The organism is Hassallia byssoidea VB512170, from assembly GCF_000817785.2.
Lineage (GTDB): Bacteria > Cyanobacteriota > Cyanobacteriia > Cyanobacteriales > Nostocaceae > Hassallia > Hassallia carrinoi.
Genome location: NZ_JTCM02000005.1, coordinates 16,338 through 33,635, shown reverse-complemented (window position 1 = coordinate 33,635; position 17,298 = coordinate 16,338). Strand labels below are relative to the sequence as shown.

Genomic DNA, 17,298 nt, shown 5'->3' with positions numbered 1-17,298 from the left:
GGTTTGGTTCTTTAGAACAGAGATAATTGACGCTTGTTGGTTTCTAGTATTTCGGGAGCAGCTATCTTGAGGATTTCTGACCGCGAGTGCTCGATCAGGTTAAGATAGTGTAGAGGTGAATATTTATCATTACTAGTGATATTTGTTATACCTCTGATACCGTAATAGGAAGTTACGACATCTCCGGGTTTTCCTAGTTTGAGAAGTTCCTTTTCACCCTCACGAATCTTGCGAGTGATGGCGAGTTTTTCTACAGGGTATTTTCCCGATAAAATCTGTGATTTTACTTCTTTGAAATATGACTCTGCTGTGAATTGGTTTTGGATTAAGTAAGTTAAGTATTCAACAGGGAATTCTTTCTCTAGATTTGAGCGAGAACGGCTTCTCCAACTACCTTTGCGGATAATCCTGTTATCTTTCAGCCATAACAAATAGTTCTTAGTTCCCCTCTGGGGAATGAACATCGCTTCTGCAATAAACTCTAGCTTGACGATTATCCCTCTGGGTAATTGAGATTGAAGTGTGGTGTATACTTTTTCTGGGTTGGGGTGAGTAAAGAACACCCCGTCAGTATCGACTTCTACAGGGGTTGCACCAGCTTGATTGATTACCTCAATCATGAATTGTAGGATGCGCCTACCGTAAGCTGTTACCAGGGCGGCTGCTTCCATATCGTTGAAGGCAAGTTCAGATGTTCCGAAGAATCCAAACTGAGAATTAGCCAAAACTTTAGTGGATTCTCTTTTTTCCTTGGCAACGATATCTCCGGCTGCGGCAAGTTTTTCCAACCGAGATTTCTCATTTACCAAATATTGCAAGATGCTCAAGCCGATTCGCTTTGTATCTTTACGAGAGACAATCCCTTTCGACAATATGGTTCTGGGGTACATGGAACTGATATCGATGTATCCAACCTTTTTATAGAGTCCTGGAATGGAGTAAGCACAACCTCCTTGAAATTTGTACTTGCGATCAGGTTTGGGTTTATATCCAGGATAGTAATGCTCAAAAATTCTTTCCCACTTTGTACCGTTACCCGCGAGAGCTAACTGCTGGAGGTTCATGCCCGGTACAATCATTGTTTCATAGTAATATGAGGGCACAAGCCTGTTGGCTATAAGTTGAGTATCTTGTAGGTCGTAGGTAAGATACTCCTTAATTTTCTGCCATCCCCTACTACCGGAACCTGCTTTCCAGCAAGCGAGAATTTCCTCGTAGGGGAGAACCAGTCGCCCAAGGGAACGCAATCTCATTTCTAGTACCACTTGTTTAAGCGATCGCCCGTTAGTAAGTTGTTTAGCGACAAAATCCCACCTAAGAACGCAGATAAAGATATCTACGTGCTGGCAGTTGCGGATGAATACCTCTCGAATCTCCAGTGGTTCGCCGCGTACAAGGGCAGTTCGGATGATTCGTGTCTTAGATGCAATTCTAAATGGATGAGGAATGCCGTGTAACTCGCAGCGGGTGATAATAAACGGTAGGTCAAATTCTGTTCCGTTGTAGGTGTAAATTACTTCTGGTTTGCTTGCTTCTAGGTGGAGGAGAAACTGCTGGAGGATTTTGCTTTCGGCTTGATCCATAAAGATGACAATTTCCCCTATCTCGCTCAGGCAGCCAATTGCATAGATCCGATTTTCTCTTGGGTTTATCCCTGCCGTCTCAATATCGACTACCAGAGTTTTGAGGCTAGAGTACGGGGCAATATTTACCGTGGGATGCCACTCAGGTATTGGGGTGGTATCTGGCCAGAATATGTCGAGCCTTTCCTCATCAACGATGATTTTATTACCTGATTTGGTAATAAAATCTCGGTGGTTGTAATTCATAATTTACTAAACTTTACAGAATTACTTACTTTTCTTTGGCATGAATCCTTGTGGTTTAGTATGGAGTTTTTTTGTTGGTAAAAATACCTCAAAAATGATGTCCAGATTATTAGGAAGTGCGAAGATTGAAAGCGGCTGAACTAACGGTTCTTTTTCTTCTAATAGTGCAGTCATAATCCTGTACCAGGGTACTGCTGCTAATATTGATGTTGTTGCTGTTAGCAGCCATACTGGAAATTCGCATACTTTTAATTGATTGTAAGTGTTTTTAAGCTTTGAATTGTATTCCAGCCAAGCAAAGGCTACTAATTCTTTGAGGAGGTCTTGCCTACCATTACTGAATATATATTTGCACGCTTCATCTACACAACGCTCATGAGTTTGTTTGTAAGCAATTGTTATTTCTAGCATTTGGATTTTTTCTGCTTCTGGTACTTCCCAAGAGTTAATTGAGTCATTGCTGTATAAATTTTTGGCACAGCTAGAGGCAACTACTAGAATACAGTCAAGGTTTTTTCTAAATCTGTCAATTTCTAGCAGACAGTCGTTAAAATGCGCTATTCCATTACTGCATTGAACTGAACTTCCCTTAACCTGTTCTGATAATTGTCTACTGGCGAATGGTCCATCAATAGTCAGTGTGCCATTAATTGCTATATCTAAAATTTCGAGAAAACGTTTTTTAAATAGTGCAAGGGTTTGCTTGCGGTCTAATGTTTTAGGTTTGTGATAAATAACTCCGCTAATTTCTGATTTATCCGGACATTCATTTCCTACGCCTGGAAAATGTCTCCAGTAAGGCGGCATTTTTTCACCCTTGGCAAGGCATAACTCGCCGAAACATTTGGAGCATCGTGGTAATTCGTCAATATACGTATCGAAATCTGCGATTGCTGCTGGTAATAAAAGTCCTGTACGAAGGCTAATTGCTTTAACTGACATAATTTTAATCAGATACTTCCAGAATGCCAGTTGTTAAACTCTGTTGTAGTCAGGCTTGATTTCAGCGCAGTTGCCGCTACCCAATAGTGATTATGGGTAGACAGCATTCTTAAATATTAAGTTGACGTGCGGAAAATTATGCCAGTGTTGCACCCTCGACCCGAATCCCAATACCACCAGCTTTTGGATGATTTAGATACAATGTGCAGAGCGTGATAGTTACTCCATCGTAATTTCGCTATTGCTCAATCCATTCGATTGGGGGTATAGTTTCCTTCTTAGCGGCAAGTATTCTAACTTCATAACCGTAGAGAATTAATTCGTGTAGAATATCTGATAGTTTGTTGGGTGAAATACTGTCCCAAAGGTTGCAGTTAAAGATATGCTTTAATACATGTAGTGGAGCATCAGTTAACCAAAGGCTGTGAATTTTTCTGTTACTAAATCCTCCATATAATTGAACAATCGATTGTAGTTCGATTATTGTTTTTTGTACCTGTACTATTGCTGAACTTTTAGCAATTGTTGGTTGTACTTCCTGGTTTATGGGTATAAAGTGGGGATCGCTATACCATTGTCCATCGATTTGGTATGCAATCATCTGATGTGGTAATGGTTTGATGGAAGTTACAATCCCTTCTCTTTCTGTTTGTCCAGCACAAAACCAGACATAAGAGCCGTTACGTATTATCATGGCTATTTTCTAGTATTTACTATTTAATAAGGCGCGTAGCGCAGCTTAGTTGTTAATAATCTTTTCTTTTTTTATGCAAATTTTAGTATTTAGCCCTTGCTGGTTATGCTTTTAGGCGATCGCCTACTTCCAGCAATTGAAGCCAAAACCTGCTACCACAGTCAACTACCCCGTCGAACTCACGTTGTTTATATGTAATCTTATACATTGACTAGGATTTTTTTTATTTAATAAAAATTTTTCCCCAAAGTTTTTATTTGGGGAAAGTGAGTGTCTTTATAAAGTGATGAACATTTGAACTAGGCGGTTTGTAATCGAGATTCTATCTGAAGCTTTTGCACCAGTTGTACCCATGCAGGTGCTTTTTTACCATTAATGGGAGTAAGATTGTTCCAGTGTACTTCGAGTTCAGATTGGGATAAATGTGGGAGTTGTTCCTTACTCCAATTTATCGCGTCTTGGATTGTTTTCCAATTAGCCCAGGGTTGTTCTTTTGTCTTTGTTTCCATGATTTGAGCAAGTTCTATCAGTGTAGTTTCTAGCCACAGGTGAGCGAGGTTATCTCGCATAAGCGTATATTTTGAACTAACTAAGCTGATTGCTGACTGGATGTGTTTAATCTCCCAAGTGCAAGCAATATTTACTAGTTCTTTCCAAGTATCATCTTCTCTTTCAGTGAGGTTTTCGCCCCCACTAGCTTTGGCAATTAGTAAATCTTTGAATATCCTAACTAAGTCAGTGTAGATATTGAAGGGGCTTTTTCCAAATTCATAATTGCTTTTAAGGATTTTGATACTGTTGATTGCGTTACCTCGACCAAGGTTTTCTAGAATTGTTAATAAATCGTATTCTGGAATTAAACCTGTAATTTCCCAAACCCAGTTGGCGGTAATTTCAGTGTCGAGGTTACTAAGTTGATCGAGTAGGGTTTGACAGTCACGCATATGTTTGTTTTTACTCCGTGCAATAGTACGGAGGGCGCTTTCTGTAACCTTGATTCCTTCTTTTTCGGCAATTAGTGCCAGATGGAAGACAATAGTTTGGATACTGGGTGTATGAAAATCGAACCAGTGACTGCGAGAGCTAATTGTATCTGGAACTTTGTGCGCCTCCGTAGTGCAAAGGATGAATACTACGTGTGCTGGGGGTTGTTCGATTGTTTTGAGCAAGCTTTGCCACGCAGCAGATGATAGAGCATGGCATTCGTCGATTATGACAATTTTGTACCTGCTTTCGACAGTCGCAAACCCTAGTTTTTCAATGATGTCCCTCGTCGAGTCCACACCAGACTTACTGGCGGCGTCTAGTTCGGTTACATCAAGTGAATTTGAGAGTGCGATCGCACGGCAAGAGTTGCATTTACCGCAAGGTTGGGTAGTGGGAGAATTTGCGGAATGGCAATTGAGAGATTTGGCGAGGATGCGGGCAGTGCTGGTTTTGCCAGTACCTCTAGCACCGGCAAATAGGTATGCAGGAGCAATTTTATTTTGAGCGATCGCATTGTGTAGGGTACGGACGATGTGTTCTTGTCCGATGAGATCTGCTAGGGTTTCAGGACGGTATTTTAGGTGTATGGGTTGATACATATGTTGATGTGGGTGGTAGTTTTTGAGCAAAGTGATTTTTCCACGGGTTTTTTGTAAGGGAGGGTTACTTCCTCCCTCAGCAGATTTCTAAACGGCTGCTACTGGTTTTTGATTACGCTTGCGTGACTTAGAACTGGTATTTAGCGTCGGTGTTTCTGGTTCTGTTGCAGTATCATTTAGAGCTTCCTCCACAGGTGGCGAGTGTTCTTCTATTTCTTGAGCATTTGTTAAATCAGGTAGTTCAGGAGACTGTGCGCGGTGTTCTTCCTTTTCCTGAATGCCCTTTGGTTCTGACGATTCAGAAAACTTGTCTGTGTCATTTTCTTGGGTTTGTTTACTAGTAGTAGGAATTGAACTGAATTCCTGTTTGATTTCTACAGGCATAATTAGTGATAGCTGGTTGAGTAGTCCTCCTACGGGACAAATAACTACTGGCTGAAGGGAATTGTTGCACTGAATAATTACCTCATCGGTAAGGATGTGTCGTAACGCCTCTTGCAAGTACTGAATATTCAACCCGATATTGATATCAACAGTGCTACTGGAGTATGGCTTCATTAGCAGTGAATCTACCGCATCGCCAATATCACTAGCTTCAGTAAATAAGGTTGCTTGCCCGTTGCTGACTTCCCAAACGATTTTGACTATTTTCTGTTTTCTTTCGGTGAAGTGAGCAATGCGTTTGAGGGACATTTCAAATGCTTTGCGTTCTAGGGTAAATTTGTGTGCGAATGATTTGGGGATTAAATTATTGATGTGAGGATAGTCACCTTCGAGCAGTCGGGAAGTGATTTTGGCATTAGCTAGGACAAATCTGACGGTTTTCTCCTCTACCAGGATGTCGCAAGTACTATTTTCTGCTGTTTGGGCAAGTATTTTATTTAACTCTACCAAACTCTTGGCTGGTACGGTAAATTCAATTGGAGTTGGATAGTCGGTATCTAACGATCCTGATACTAGCGCTAGTCTGTGTCCATCGGTAGTCGCAGCCTGCCAAGAGGTATTGTGAAACTGGAAGTTGACACCAGTCAAAACCAGTTTTGTTTCGTCGCTACTACTACAGTAGAGAGTAGCATCCATTGCTGCTTGTAATTTCTTACAAGGAATGGTAATTATTATTGCGTTACTACTTTCTGGTAGCGAGGGAAATTCCTCTGGATTGCCACCTTGAATTCTACATTTACCCGTAGAGTGATGTATTACGCAGGTACGGTTGTTTACTTCAATAGTAAGTTGCCCTTTAAGGTTGCTAACCGTATCGACTAGTAATTTTGCGGGAAGGGCTGCACTGCCGGCATTTTCAATGCTTGCTTCAATTGTAGATTCTATCGAAAGATTAAGGTTAGTGCCAATCGCCGTTAGCTTCCTTTCAGCGGATGCTGTTATTAATAGGTTGCCAAGAATTACATCAGTTGGTTTGGCAGCAACGGCATTCTTGGTGGTTTCGATTAGTTCTTGTAGCGTGCTTTGTTCGATTGTCAGTTTCATATGCAAATGTGGGTATGAATGGTTGAAAGGGTGCTGAATATTAGCACCCTAGCTGTTTTTTAGTAAGGCAAATCTTCCATCTTGCTGTTGGTGGTAACTAGTGCAGCAGTATGATGTACAGGTGCGCTTGGTAATGCATTCATCTCGTGACTAACCCCTACTAGGCGGTGGTGTTCGGCGACGACAGCAGAGGTTTTGCCAATTCTGTGAGAGAATTCAGGATTAGCCTGTATAAGCGTCTCGAACTCGGCTTCTTTCTCCTCTGAGAAGAATTCTAGAAAATCGCTACCATCTGGTTTTGGTGACTTGTAAGAATCGACTACAGCAACCCAGGATTTGTCCTTTGGATTAGGTGCATCCTTTGGTTCGTGGGATGGAATAAATGTTGGCTGGAAGATTCCTAAGCGGTGGAATTCTGTACATTTCTCCGCAACAGACGATCCCATGTATTTGGCAAATGCAACTTCTAACTCGCGCTGGAATTGTTTGTATGCTTCGCCGAATTTGCTAGAAGCGATTCCTTTAATAGAAAGGACGATAGGCTTTGCGTGCAGGTTTTGATTCTTCTCATCAACTAGATAGATGAAGTAAAACCGTCTTAATACTACTTTGTCCTTACCGAGGGTTTGGTACATGTCGTACCCGTTAGGCGATTCGTAGATGCCAATGATTTCTCCTTCATCTCGTGTCTCAATATATCTAGGAGATATGTCAAGGATGTGCAGGCGAGGAGATTGCAGCAGTACTCCCATTTCTGGTGTGCCTGAAGAGAAAGTATGCTTGTGGGTAGGTTCGCTTCCTTTCCAATCTATTCCTATTAGCTGCTTGTCCTTGATAAATAAGCCAACCTTTTCAGCCTCCATGTGGTTAATTACCTGACAAATGCAGATATTGCTGATGGGAGCGTTATATTCAGGGCTGGCGAATTTAGAGAGTGCAGATTTTCTTTGTTCGCTGTTATCTTGACTGGGATTTTGAGTTTCTTGTGTTTGTTCGCTGTTATCTTGACTGGGATTTTGAGTTTCTTGTGTTTGTTCTTGAAGGGCAGTTGTTTTACCTTGGTTTCTGATAGCCATAACTTACACGATTGATTTAACGTCAATGCAGAAATTGCGTTTAGCATTGAGCCGTGGTAAAAAACTAAAGTCGCCTAGTGTTTTTAGGCGACTTACGTGTTGATAAACTTTAAAGGTCAATCTTCACTATCTGTTAGTAATTTTTAAAATTCTTGATTGCATTCCTCTTGAATAATTTCGGGAGTGGTATAGGCGAGTGTCTGGTATACTTCTGCTAAGTTTTTAATCAGTTGCTTGACTACCGAGGTACTTTCAGTTGTAAATGTTAGAGATACATAAGTACTGCTACTATTATGAATAGCAACTGTCTGTTCATCTGGACTACCGTAAGTAGTAATTTTGCTTTCTTTTCAGGGATAAACCTATACGAAGTGATTATTTGAATAGCCATATTTTCCTTAACTTCTAGATTTAAATGGTACTGGTTCTAGCATTTTATTGACTAAATTAGTAGCATTGATGACTTTCCATCCGGCTTTATTGCATTGAAAAATAGCTGTTTTTATCTCCGATGGGTTGAGAATTTTGTACCTAATATGCCCTCCCGATACAGGAAATATATATGTAACGAACTTGTCTTCTAATTGGCAATATGCCATGCGTTTGTAGTACATATTTGATGCCTCAGTTATATAACAAAAGGCAGTCAGAATAATCTTACTGCCTTTTTTTCTTTTATGGCTTGATAATTTTGATGATTCTAGTAGCTACACCAGTTGGATTATTTGACTGGAGAAATGCTTCTTTCTCCAATTTCTCATCGTAAGTATTTCTTGAATATAACCACTCCTTAAAAACTTTATACTTTCGGTTAAAGAAGACTGATTCTGGTACGATTGAGATGAGAATACCTTTACGACATATCAACTTCCAAGCGTGATAGATGTGTTCTTCAATTTCACAAAATGGGGGATTCATGATGCAGGCATTGTATAAATGGTTAGGGTTAAACTCTAGAAAGTTTTTTCCTACCAGATTAAACCCTTTTAGTTCAAGAAGTTGTCGCAATGTCGGGTTAATTTCAACTACTTCTAGTTGAACATTTGGGTAATTAGTAATACAAGAAGCTATGCTTCCGCTACCAGCATTGGGCTCCAAAATGCGCCAGTTTGGTTGAATATCCGCAAGTTCAATAAGGCGCTGACAAACTGATTCAGGAGTAGAGAAGAAATCTCCAGATTTCATTCCAATGATTTCCAACTCAAGCTTGTTAAGTTGTTGTTTGGTGGTATCAATTTCTTCAGGTTTTACTATCTGCTGAATCTCTTCTATTGCAGATACAATTTCGCTTGCTGTGTGTAAACCTGCACGACTGAGTGATTTTAGCCAACTCTGATAATTCTCTTCATTGAAAATTGCTTGTATATCCTGGGGTGTGTTTTTTCTCTGAGAAATTCTATACAGTGCTTCTACCTGTGATTTTTGGTAGAAGCCGCGCAGCACAGGTGGAATATTTCCTACTTCCCACATTTGTGCGATCGCCTTTATCCAAGATTGGATAGTCTCTAGTTCGATGCCTTCTTGGATAATTCCTTGGGCAATGGTTTTCCGGCGGTGTGTCGCCCTTTGATTCCCGATAGCTGGGTTTTTCTTTTGATCAATAATTGATTGCATCTGGGCTGCAAGTTCCCGTAGCTTTTCGGCTTTTTTGGTGTCGGGAATGTTGAAAATGTCGAAGCTGAAATTATCTTGTTGTGGTAGACTGAATAAGGATAGTTGCATTAGTCTGTTCCTTTAAATCTTTGAGGGCGCACTCAATAATTAGTTCAGTTGGTACATTCCAGGCTTTTACCTCAAATAAAGTTTTGAGGCGTTCTGATGGGCGAATAACGGCATCACTGCATTTATTTTTCCTCTTCAGCCATTGTTGAAATTTTTGCGCTTGATTTTCATCATCAAAACCAAAATAAGTGGTTTTGCGAACGCCTAAAGGATTAGTGATTGTTCCTACCCGACGGGAGAGGATATTAAATGTCCAACCGTCGGGGGTAAGTTCGATTTTGGTAATTTCTAATGCTTTGTTCATATTTCAACTTCTGGGATAGTGGCAAGATATTCTTCACCAGTTATTTCTTGCCTGAATAGTTTCTGGAGGTTTTCATTATGTTTTTCTAGGAGTGTTTTATCACTTACGGTTTCTTTCCCTGCTTGTTCTGTAAATGGGGCAAGAGTTCTTTCTAATCTTTCTTTAAAAGCAGTATGTCTGGCTTTAGAGTAAGTAAACTGATAAATAGGAAAGTCATCGCTATTGACAAATAGGTAGATGAGTGAGATTGCATCGTAGCTGAAAGTTGTTTTCTGCTGTAGGAGGAATAACCTAAGTTGCGTTTGGTATCTCTCCTCTAGCATTTCAAATTTTGTAGGTTTTTGGATAGTCCAGTCGAATCCAATTACCTGATTTTCCGCGTAAATTACTAGGTCATATTGACTGTAAATTATGTTAGACTGGTAGTAGTATTGTAATTCTGCGTTCCATTGTTTGCTACCATAAAGATTGAGAAATGGTTTGACTTTATCTACCCAGTTAGCAATCTGAGGATATGCTTTTAAGAAAGGTTCTACTGGAAGTCCTAATCCAATCTGCTGCATGATTAGATTAAATTGACTTCCAGCTATTTCCGAATCTCCCCTGATATAAGGTGAGTATGTAGCTTCGGCAAACTCTGGGTTTTCCTCAATAATTTCCAATAGTTGATGGTTAAACCGATTCATACAAACTGTCCAAACTTTTAGGACAGTTTGCGTTAGCTTAAAGTGGTGGTTTCTTTATCAGGTGATATTTTTTAAGGTTGTCGATACTGGTGTATAGGCTGCGGGTTGACATTGCTTTCAAGTCAAAGTAGCTGGCGAACTTTTTTAATCCTCCAGTTAGGGTTAACTCTAGCAGGTATTGAGCAGCGATCGCACTTGTCATGCGGTTGATGAATAGGGATTGGTAGTTTCGTGCTTGGATTTCGGCACATGATAGGTTGTTGCTGGTAAGTTCTTCTGGTAAGGGGACTAACAATTCGGGATGAACTAGCGTTGGTTGGGGAAGATGCAACCAGAATTTAGGATTATCTGGGTTATCACAAGCCCGCAGGATATCAAAATCGGAGTGGGTTCCAACTACTATTTGTCCGGAGTGAGTGGTATTACCACAATCTAGCCAAAATAGTAATGCTGGTTCTTTAGCGTTGTTTAGTTTGAGAACCGAATGTATTTTGCCCCTGGCGGCGGCGTTATCGACACAACCAATAATTACTGTTAGGCTGTTCCACGAACTGGTGGCGTGGACAATCTCTTCTTCAAACCAGTCGCAAATAGCTGTAATTTCAATCCCATACTTGGCGCTGCATTTTAAGGCAAGTGCATCTGCCTTGAATAGTCCAACCTCTGCTGGTTGGTAATTTTGGCGGATAGTGTTTTCGGTTGAGACGATATCGCCATCAACGACGGTAAAACTAACTTCTTTTCCGGTTTGTTGAAGTTGTAGGATAATCCGGCACAAATCTTCTGCGAGATACTTTCCTGTACCCCCTGCTCCGACTAAGATGAAGTTGATACGAGTGTGGCGCTGGGGTAGAACTGGTAAAGCCTGTTGGTAAGCAGTTAGTTCAAGCATATGATGTGAGACGGTAGTTCAAATATTAAATTGGGGTCGATTGGAAAGAAGTGATTGTAGAGCCCAATACGGGTATAGATTGTGGGAGTGGCATCAAGCGTACCGATGATGGCGAACACTCGAAATTTCCCTCTTTCCTCTTCATTATCAGTACTTGAAGGGTAAGCTACTAGATTTCCGTGACTGTGTATTTCTACTAGCGCTTCTGTATAGGTTTGTGAAAGTGAACTTTCTAGGGATGCGACTTGGGTTGAGGAAGCTGTCTGCAACGGGGTATGGAACCACCATTGGTTATTTGCCACACCCAGGTAGAAAAGGATTTCCTGCTCTTGGTTGATAGTAGCAGTGTTAATGATGTCCGTAATTATCTGGCTCTTGACTTTTGGGACTGTCAGGCGGAAATACGGTTCAATGGGTTGTAGTCCGGCAACTTGAGTTTGGGCAATTTGCAGACAAACCTCTAACTCGCGGCGGTGCGATCGCACAAAAAGTCCGTTTGATGCAAGCCAGTATTCTTGGAGTTTTTGACTGTAGGCAGGGAGATTATTGCTTGTAGCGAGGTGATAATCGATAAAAGGATTCATGGGCTAACTGAACAGTTGCTTGATAATGTCTTCTGGGGTTTTGAATTTCCAGCTTTGAACGGGAACTAAGTCGCTTGAAGGGTAAGATTTGGCTTTTGACTCGTGTAAACTGACTAAGGAACAGCAGATATCGTTGCTATGGGTTTTTGACTTTCCTTGAGCCAAATCCCTGTTAAAAGGCGATTTCCAGAACAACTCCCAGGTTTGGAGTATGGTGCTAGCACTGCACGCACCAGGAGAGTTTTCTCCAAAGCAGATGCTAGAGTCGTCGCGGACGTTAGGTAGGGGTGGCTTGTACAGTTGAGCATCTGGTTTGAACGTCTTTCCTTTAACCGCCCACAGGTAATATTTGCCACCACATCCTGCAAATAGGAATGCAGGCATTGGGACGTTGATTATCTTTGCTTCCTCAACGGACACTTGCCTCAAGTCGGGTTCCCCGCCCACGGCAGTGTCCTCTCCTACAAGTTGGATTTGGTACTTTTGGGTCGGGTAAAACTGAATAATTGCTTCCCCAGCAGGAGTTCTCCCCCACCAAACCGTGTTGCTAGTCAGCCACCCAGATGTAGCAGTTTTACTCGTAAAAGCTTTTTCTACCGCTTCAGGGGAAAGGAACTTGTAACTGCATTTTTTACCGAGGCGTTCGACTAAGATAAATTGCCCCTTGAGAATAATTAATTGCGCGAGTAACTCGGACTGGGGAATACTTGCAATAAGACTTTGAGAGATATTTTCTAAGTCGATTATTGGCAATATATTGATATCAGTATTCATAGTTATGATGCTTGATTCCAGAGTTTAACTATTGTTTTTCGGGTAGTCAGAGATGTTTCTATAAGATGGGCAAGTGCATTTGAGTTTTCCATCATTAATACAGCTTCAAGCCACTTATGAGCGAGAAACATGACATTTTCGTAAGTCCATTCCAGCCAGTCGCTTGTTTCACACGTAACATCTAGCCAGATATTCTCAGTTGAGTAATCGATAATTCGTATGGCTGTAACTAGATGTTGAAGTGGGCTTTTGTAGCGACGGCATAGTTTAGTAAGCGAGTCGGGATAGATATCTTCTGCTGGTGTGATATACTCAGGAGTAAAACCAAAATGTAGTTCCCATTCGCCGAGATTGTACCCTTGTCCCATAAGTGAGAGGAGGAACTTTTCGGAGTATTCTAGATCCTCAAAGTCTTCGTACCACCACTCAGGTTTTTGTGGTGATATTGGGATATTACTACGATCGGGACTAAACTCTATATCGTCGATGTACTCTATTGGAAATAGATGTTCATTAACGAGTCGAATAAACTCAATTTCTCTATCAAGGTAAGCACTTTCTTGATGTGAGTGTTTATCAATAGTCATGGATGATTCTAACCACTGCTCTGGGAAGATTTTTTGGTACAGACTTAAGATATTTACTCGTTGGGAGAGATTTTCAAGGTAGATAGTCGCTGTTAAACAAGTGATTGGTAGTTTGAATGAGTGTATGTTGGTAAGCATAATTAGTAAGCCGCTACGGGTAATAGCGGCTATGCAAATGTTATTACAGTACGGGATATTTACTTGTGGCTGCGGGTTGCTGCTTAAGGCTTTGGGTTACTTTTTCTGTGTAAGTCTCCCAGCTTTGAGCCGATTTTATTGCCTTATCTATTTCAGGTTGTATTGCGATTAAACCTGAGAGAGTAATTTGATTTTTCATCTCTAGAAGTTTTAACTGCCACCCTAACTTTAGTGCAGGATTTACTTCCAAAGGGGATTCTTGCAATTGCTGTATTAAGACTTTTTGACCTAAATTACCCTTAGTACCTGCTTTCTTTACTAACCGAATTGAAACCGTGTCATCAGTTATTTGTCGTTCAATTTCGGCATTAGCATAGTCTGGAAAGTAAACGCTAATAGCTGTTTTGAGTGTATTATCGTCAGAGGCAATTGCTTCATCCAGTGGGATTTGCTGTCCTTCAATGTGGGCAATATATTTCATAATAGTTGTTAAAACAGTGACAGTTGGTTACTAGAGTTTGATGCTTTATTTTTGCTTTCGGGTAGTTCGCGCTTTTGTACTGATGGAGGCGACTGCTGATGATTGTGATGTACGATCTGATTTTCCTTTTGCTTGCATATAGCTAACATTTCTGGTAGCGACTTTTCTAATTCCACTAAACAGTCATTTATGATAGGATGAGATGTTAACTCAGCGGAGCTAATTGTCTTGATAATCGGAGTCGCATTCTTGATTCCAATTGAAATAATTGCTGTTGATGAATTTTGTAGGATTTGAATGGTAATTAGGACAGGATTTATGCTCTGGTTATCTAGACTTATCTCGTTAGATGAATCTTGATTTATGGCTTCAGCGTTTGTAGATTCATCTGATGCTTCATCTTTATTATTGCTATCCTGGGTATCTGAATTAAAATCTCTGTAACTAGCCTCTGGGTTAGTTACATTTTCGTTAGGTGGTTGACTGTTCATAACTAAGAAAGGTTGGCGAATCTGAATAAGGTACGGATAGTGATGCCAGTTTTACGGAACGACTGCCATTTGTAGACGCATTCACCTGGTTTGTACTTAGGGGAAAGTTCGCTCCAAGCGTCCCATGCTTTCAAAAGGATAGGGCTAACACTATGAAGTGCCATCCCTACTTGAATCCATGAATCGTAATCATCGGCAAATCGGGGGTGGATAACTTCGAGAAGTGCAAGCGCGGTTTGAATGTTTTTCTCGATTTGGGGGTATAAACAAGCATAAGTATCTACTCCGGAACGGCGGTCGTATTTTTCCTGGGGTAAGTTGAACTTTCTTGCTTTCTCCTGTTTGACAAGCATCTGGGCAATTACCCAATCGGGAGCTATCTCTAATTGGCGATCGCACGGGCTGCAACCGGGGAGCCATTTGTACGTTCTCCCGAATGGGTGATAGGAGGGAGGGAGTATTGACGCAAGGTTTTTGCCCCGAAACTCCAGGTGTTCGTCAAACCCAGTTTTGACTTTACGAGATTTTACCTCCCAAGTTCTCAAACCAGGAATAAGGTACAAATGCTGGCTTCGGTATTTCCTGCCAGAGGTAAATGCAACTGTGGGAGGAAGGTATTTTTGAGCGCGTTCCCGTGAATCGGCAGGTGTTATTTGCTCAAGTTTCTCTGGCTTTAACCCGTTTATTTCCAGGATTTTTCGCCATGAGGTTTCCCCGTCGCAGTCGATAGCTACCAGATACCCTTGGGGGTGATTGGGTCCGCATACCAAGGCGATGCCGGTGGGGACGATGTATCTGTCATTGATCCAGATTTTAAAGCGGCGGCGGCTAAGTTCGGCTTGTAGTTTTCTGGGAGAGTAGGTGTTTTTTTGCCATTCTTTTCCCAAAGGACGTTTACCGATCGTGGGGACAACTTGCCATTCTTCGGGTAAAGTGTCTAGGGAAGATACCAACTGTCGAATTTGAGCGTGTGCGTGCATGAGTTCATATATTTATCTGTTTAAGTGACTCATGCACGGTTTGCGTAAGTACCTGTGGTGGTTTACAATTGCGCTGATGAATGACCAGCTTCAACTAGCTTGGCAAGGGTATTTTGGTCAAACGCTTTGATACCCGATACTAGCTGTTGCCACTGTTGCCATTTTTCGAGGGAGTAGGCGTGGTTGGGATCGAAGTTGCAGATTGAGCAGAATTTATAAAAGTCTGCGTTCCAATAGAAGGTACAGATGCCTTCTAGCAAATATTTGACTTCTTGTTCCATAGGGATAATTCCTTCCTTTTTTTCAAGAATTGGTGTGTTAGTTATTGTGGTGATATGTTTAAGTTATTGGTAGTAAAGTTGGTTAGATGTCACTAGTTCTCGAACGATGTTCCGGCGGAGTTGTGCGCTTTATGTATCATTTGGACTGCCGATATCTTGGCTTGATATTTCTGAGCCAGTTATACAATATTCATCTGTGAGCTTATCGAATTCAAACTCAATTTTGATGCCGTGCCACAACAGCCATGCCATACAGGTTGCAAGACTCATTGATGCGCGGAATGTTAAAATTAGTGCCAGTGTAAGCAACCACCGGAATCAATGATTCTGGTTTTTCAGATTCGTATTTTTGTATTTGACATCCGATGTTGTCTTTATTTCTGAACCACTCCAGCACTAATCCCATGCGATGCTCCAACGGAGCCGCTACGCGATCGCATTCTTCAAGTAGAATATTCGTATCACGACCTAAGGAACTAAAATAGGGTGCGCCTCCATTTTCGTACCAGTCTTCGTGTTCATAAGTCCATTCTGACTCACCGCCTGCATTTACTACCTCTTCGGGGAAAAGTAATTTTACTTTTATGGCATAATAATCTCCTCCATAAATCCATGTTGCCCCTGGAGTAAACTGACTGCATTCTTCTTCTATTTCCGATTCAACCCAACCTAACAAGAGTGCAATAATATTGTCTATTTCTGCAAGTGAATTTATCTTGACAATGTTCATATTTATGGTGGCTTGGATTTTATTGACTGAAGGGGAGTTTGAGGGGCTATGGAAAAAGGCAGTTTGACTGTGAAGTGTTGTCATTCCTGTTATTAAGCAATTGGTTTGTTGTTATTCATGACAAAAATTTTGGTTTGGACTCAAAAGTAGCCGAGAGTAAAGAATATCTACACCAAATAAGTAACTAATATTTGGGATTTTTAAACTTAAATGGTGTCGGCGCAATTAAGCTAATCTTTGATTTAGAGCATTTTCGACTTGGTAAGTCCCAAGAGTACAATTTTGATTGAGGGGCAAGATGGGAAATTCAGAATATTTGTCCAATGTTTTGGTTACTCGGCACAGCACCATTACTCCCTCTCTACCCTTTTTATTGTAGTCATAGTAATAGTTGATAATTTCAAACTCATTGTTACCTGCTTCAAATCTTTCTCCTGCATATTGAGAAATAGCTTTTTTCCAATTTGGTTGCCAAACCATTAGCGTATCTAATGCCATTGACCTAATAGTTGAATGGTCAAGTTTGCTAAGAATATCTGGTAGATATTCGCATTGATTGGCGATAACTTCGCGTGCATAATTTACTAACCAATATTCAGCTTCTTTAAGAAGTTTTCTTGATTCGATATTTTGACATACCTCATGATGAACCTTTGCCATTAGATATGCCCGCTGCTCGAAAACCATCCCGTTAGTCCGCATTTTTAAATCTGACGGGTAATCAATCATCAAATCAGTAAGTTCATCGCTGATAGCTGGTAAGGGATATTTCTTGTCAGTCTGGTTTTCCGGATATGATATTTTGATTTCATATCCCTGGTTAGTAGCATAATTGATGATATAATCGATGCGACTATATTCAACAAAATCACCTAATTTTAGGTTGGTTTCTAGCAGGAGATATGTCGGTGCATGAAGAATTTGAAACCTGCTAGGGCTTTGACTTGAATCGACTAATAATTCAACGTACATAGCTGCTATTTACGAACTGCGGAAACTCGTGCGTGAGCAATGTACGTGGTTTCTCCCTTGC

Annotated in this window: 20 protein-coding genes; all 20 read right to left on the bottom strand. The window is 40.9% G+C overall.

The features are described 5' to 3' along the window. Positions 1 to 11: 11 nt before the first annotated feature. The gene (locus PI95_RS03835; RefSeq protein ID WP_039744568.1) at positions 12 to 1,829 is read right to left on the bottom strand and encodes a ribonuclease H-like domain-containing protein; all 1,818 of its coding nucleotides are present in this window, start codon (positions 1,827 to 1,829) and stop codon (positions 12 to 14) included. Positions 1,830 to 1,850: 21 nt separating this feature from the next. Then, positions 1,851 to 2,771: a hypothetical protein gene (locus PI95_RS03830; protein WP_039744566.1), complete on the bottom strand. Its 921-nt coding sequence runs from the start codon at positions 2,769 to 2,771 to the stop codon at positions 1,851 to 1,853. Between the two features lie 238 nt (positions 2,772 to 3,009). Continuing rightward, the gene (locus PI95_RS03825) at positions 3,010 to 3,465 is read right to left on the bottom strand and encodes a hypothetical protein (RefSeq protein ID WP_039744563.1); all 456 of its coding nucleotides are present in this window, start codon (positions 3,463 to 3,465) and stop codon (positions 3,010 to 3,012) included. Between the two features lie 299 nt (positions 3,466 to 3,764). Continuing rightward, positions 3,765 to 5,051, bottom strand: a complete 1,287-nt coding sequence (dnaX, locus tag PI95_RS03820) for a DNA polymerase III subunit gamma/tau (protein WP_039744557.1) — start codon at positions 5,049 to 5,051, stop codon at positions 3,765 to 3,767. A gap of 87 nt (positions 5,052 to 5,138) precedes the next feature. Then, positions 5,139 to 6,539 carry a DNA polymerase III subunit beta gene (gene dnaN / locus PI95_RS03815; RefSeq protein ID WP_039744553.1) on the bottom strand — a complete coding sequence of 467 codons (1,401 nt, stop codon included), beginning with the start codon at positions 6,537 to 6,539 and terminating at the stop codon, positions 5,139 to 5,141. A gap of 59 nt (positions 6,540 to 6,598) precedes the next feature. After that, positions 6,599 to 7,615, bottom strand: coding sequence for a DUF5895 domain-containing protein (locus PI95_RS03810; protein ID WP_039744551.1), 1,017 nt, complete (start codon positions 7,613 to 7,615; stop codon positions 6,599 to 6,601). Positions 7,616 to 8,013: 398 nt separating this feature from the next. Beyond that, complete coding sequence (locus PI95_RS03805) at positions 8,014 to 8,229, bottom strand: hypothetical protein (RefSeq protein WP_039744548.1); 216 nt, start codon at positions 8,227 to 8,229, stop codon at positions 8,014 to 8,016. 61 nt (positions 8,230 to 8,290) lie between these two features. Continuing rightward, positions 8,291 to 9,337: a DNA methyltransferase family protein gene (locus tag PI95_RS03800; protein WP_052324945.1), complete on the bottom strand. Its 1,047-nt coding sequence runs from the start codon at positions 9,335 to 9,337 to the stop codon at positions 8,291 to 8,293. Then, positions 9,300 to 9,641: a hypothetical protein gene (locus PI95_RS03795; RefSeq protein WP_039744546.1), complete on the bottom strand. Its 342-nt coding sequence runs from the start codon at positions 9,639 to 9,641 to the stop codon at positions 9,300 to 9,302. The genes PI95_RS03800 and PI95_RS03795 overlap by 38 nt, the downstream gene beginning before the upstream one ends. Beyond that, positions 9,638 to 10,327 carry a hypothetical protein gene (locus tag PI95_RS03790; RefSeq protein ID WP_039744544.1) on the bottom strand — a complete coding sequence of 230 codons (690 nt, stop codon included), beginning with the start codon at positions 10,325 to 10,327 and terminating at the stop codon, positions 9,638 to 9,640. The genes PI95_RS03795 and PI95_RS03790 overlap by 4 nt, the downstream gene beginning before the upstream one ends. Positions 10,328 to 10,364: 37 nt before the next feature. Further along, positions 10,365 to 11,219, bottom strand: a complete 855-nt coding sequence (locus tag PI95_RS03785; RefSeq protein WP_039744539.1) for a ThiF family adenylyltransferase — start codon at positions 11,217 to 11,219, stop codon at positions 10,365 to 10,367. Then, positions 11,207 to 11,803: a Mov34/MPN/PAD-1 family protein gene (locus PI95_RS03780; protein ID WP_039744536.1), complete on the bottom strand. Its 597-nt coding sequence runs from the start codon at positions 11,801 to 11,803 to the stop codon at positions 11,207 to 11,209. Before PI95_RS03780 ends, PI95_RS03785 begins: the two co-directional genes overlap by 13 nt. 3 nt (positions 11,804 to 11,806) lie before the next feature. Next, positions 11,807 to 12,577, bottom strand: coding sequence for a hypothetical protein (locus PI95_RS03775; protein ID WP_039744533.1), 771 nt, complete (start codon positions 12,575 to 12,577; stop codon positions 11,807 to 11,809). 2 nt (positions 12,578 to 12,579) lie between these two features. Next, on the bottom strand, positions 12,580 to 13,164 hold the full coding sequence (locus PI95_RS03770) for a hypothetical protein (RefSeq protein WP_236116915.1): 585 nt from the start codon (positions 13,162 to 13,164) through the stop codon (positions 12,580 to 12,582). Positions 13,165 to 13,345: 181 nt separating this feature from the next. Next, positions 13,346 to 13,783 carry a hypothetical protein gene (locus tag PI95_RS03765; RefSeq protein WP_039744524.1) on the bottom strand — a complete coding sequence of 146 codons (438 nt, stop codon included), beginning with the start codon at positions 13,781 to 13,783 and terminating at the stop codon, positions 13,346 to 13,348. Positions 13,784 to 13,791: 8 nt separating this feature from the next. Next, positions 13,792 to 14,274 (bottom strand): hypothetical protein, encoded by a 483-nt coding sequence (locus PI95_RS03760; protein ID WP_039744522.1) that lies wholly within the window; start codon positions 14,272 to 14,274, stop codon positions 13,792 to 13,794. A gap of 2 nt (positions 14,275 to 14,276) precedes the next feature. After that, positions 14,277 to 15,254, bottom strand: a complete 978-nt coding sequence (locus tag PI95_RS03755) for a bifunctional DNA primase/polymerase (RefSeq protein ID WP_039744521.1) — start codon at positions 15,252 to 15,254, stop codon at positions 14,277 to 14,279. 62 nt (positions 15,255 to 15,316) lie between these two features. Beyond that, positions 15,317 to 15,535 (bottom strand): hypothetical protein, encoded by a 219-nt coding sequence (locus PI95_RS03750; protein WP_039744519.1) that lies wholly within the window; start codon positions 15,533 to 15,535, stop codon positions 15,317 to 15,319. 217 nt (positions 15,536 to 15,752) lie between these two features. Then, positions 15,753 to 16,349, bottom strand: a complete 597-nt coding sequence (locus PI95_RS03745) for a hypothetical protein (protein ID WP_163518583.1) — start codon at positions 16,347 to 16,349, stop codon at positions 15,753 to 15,755. A 141-nt stretch (positions 16,350 to 16,490) separates the two neighbouring features. Further along, complete coding sequence (locus PI95_RS03740) at positions 16,491 to 17,237, bottom strand: hypothetical protein (protein WP_039744516.1); 747 nt, start codon at positions 17,235 to 17,237, stop codon at positions 16,491 to 16,493. Between the last annotated feature and the right edge of the window lie 61 nt (positions 17,238 to 17,298).

Excerpts from the sequence above, each read along its gene's own strand:
- PI95_RS03830 (WP_039744566.1), bottom strand. The coding sequence starts at position 2,771 with ATGTCAGTTAAAGCAATTAGCCTTCGTACAGGACTTTTATTACCAGCA.
- PI95_RS03770 (WP_236116915.1), bottom strand. The coding sequence starts at position 13,164 with ATGACTATTGATAAACACTCACATCAAGAAAGTGCTTACCTTGATAGA.
- PI95_RS03745 (WP_163518583.1), bottom strand. The coding sequence starts at position 16,349 with ATGACAACACTTCACAGTCAAACTGCCTTTTTCCATAGCCCCTCAAAC.
- PI95_RS03780 (WP_039744536.1), bottom strand. The coding sequence starts at position 11,803 with ATGAATCCTTTTATCGATTATCACCTCGCTACAAGCAATAATCTCCCT.
- PI95_RS03760 (WP_039744522.1), bottom strand. The coding sequence starts at position 14,274 with ATGAACAGTCAACCACCTAACGAAAATGTAACTAACCCAGAGGCTAGT.
- PI95_RS03825 (WP_039744563.1), bottom strand. The coding sequence starts at position 3,465 with ATGATAATACGTAACGGCTCTTATGTCTGGTTTTGTGCTGGACAAACA.
- PI95_RS03740 (WP_039744516.1), bottom strand. The coding sequence starts at position 17,237 with ATGTACGTTGAATTATTAGTCGATTCAAGTCAAAGCCCTAGCAGGTTT.
- PI95_RS03790 (WP_039744544.1), bottom strand. The coding sequence starts at position 10,327 with ATGAATCGGTTTAACCATCAACTATTGGAAATTATTGAGGAAAACCCA.
- PI95_RS03795 (WP_039744546.1), bottom strand. The coding sequence starts at position 9,641 with ATGAACAAAGCATTAGAAATTACCAAAATCGAACTTACCCCCGACGGT.
- PI95_RS03755 (WP_039744521.1), bottom strand. The coding sequence starts at position 15,254 with ATGCACGCACACGCTCAAATTCGACAGTTGGTATCTTCCCTAGACACT.
- PI95_RS03800 (WP_052324945.1), bottom strand. The coding sequence starts at position 9,337 with ATGCAACTATCCTTATTCAGTCTACCACAACAAGATAATTTCAGCTTC.
- PI95_RS03785 (WP_039744539.1), bottom strand. The coding sequence starts at position 11,219 with ATGCTTGAACTAACTGCTTACCAACAGGCTTTACCAGTTCTACCCCAG.
- dnaX (WP_039744557.1), bottom strand. The coding sequence starts at position 5,051 with ATGTATCAACCCATACACCTAAAATACCGTCCTGAAACCCTAGCAGAT.
- PI95_RS03805 (WP_039744548.1), bottom strand. The coding sequence starts at position 8,229 with ATGTACTACAAACGCATGGCATATTGCCAATTAGAAGACAAGTTCGTT.
- PI95_RS03750 (WP_039744519.1), bottom strand. The coding sequence starts at position 15,535 with ATGGAACAAGAAGTCAAATATTTGCTAGAAGGCATCTGTACCTTCTAT.
- PI95_RS03835 (WP_039744568.1), bottom strand. The coding sequence starts at position 1,829 with ATGAATTACAACCACCGAGATTTTATTACCAAATCAGGTAATAAAATC.
- dnaN (WP_039744553.1), bottom strand. The coding sequence starts at position 6,539 with ATGAAACTGACAATCGAACAAAGCACGCTACAAGAACTAATCGAAACC.
- PI95_RS03775 (WP_039744533.1), bottom strand. The coding sequence starts at position 12,577 with ATGAATACTGATATCAATATATTGCCAATAATCGACTTAGAAAATATC.
- PI95_RS03765 (WP_039744524.1), bottom strand. The coding sequence starts at position 13,783 with ATGAAATATATTGCCCACATTGAAGGACAGCAAATCCCACTGGATGAA.
- PI95_RS03810 (WP_039744551.1), bottom strand. The coding sequence starts at position 7,615 with ATGGCTATCAGAAACCAAGGTAAAACAACTGCCCTTCAAGAACAAACA.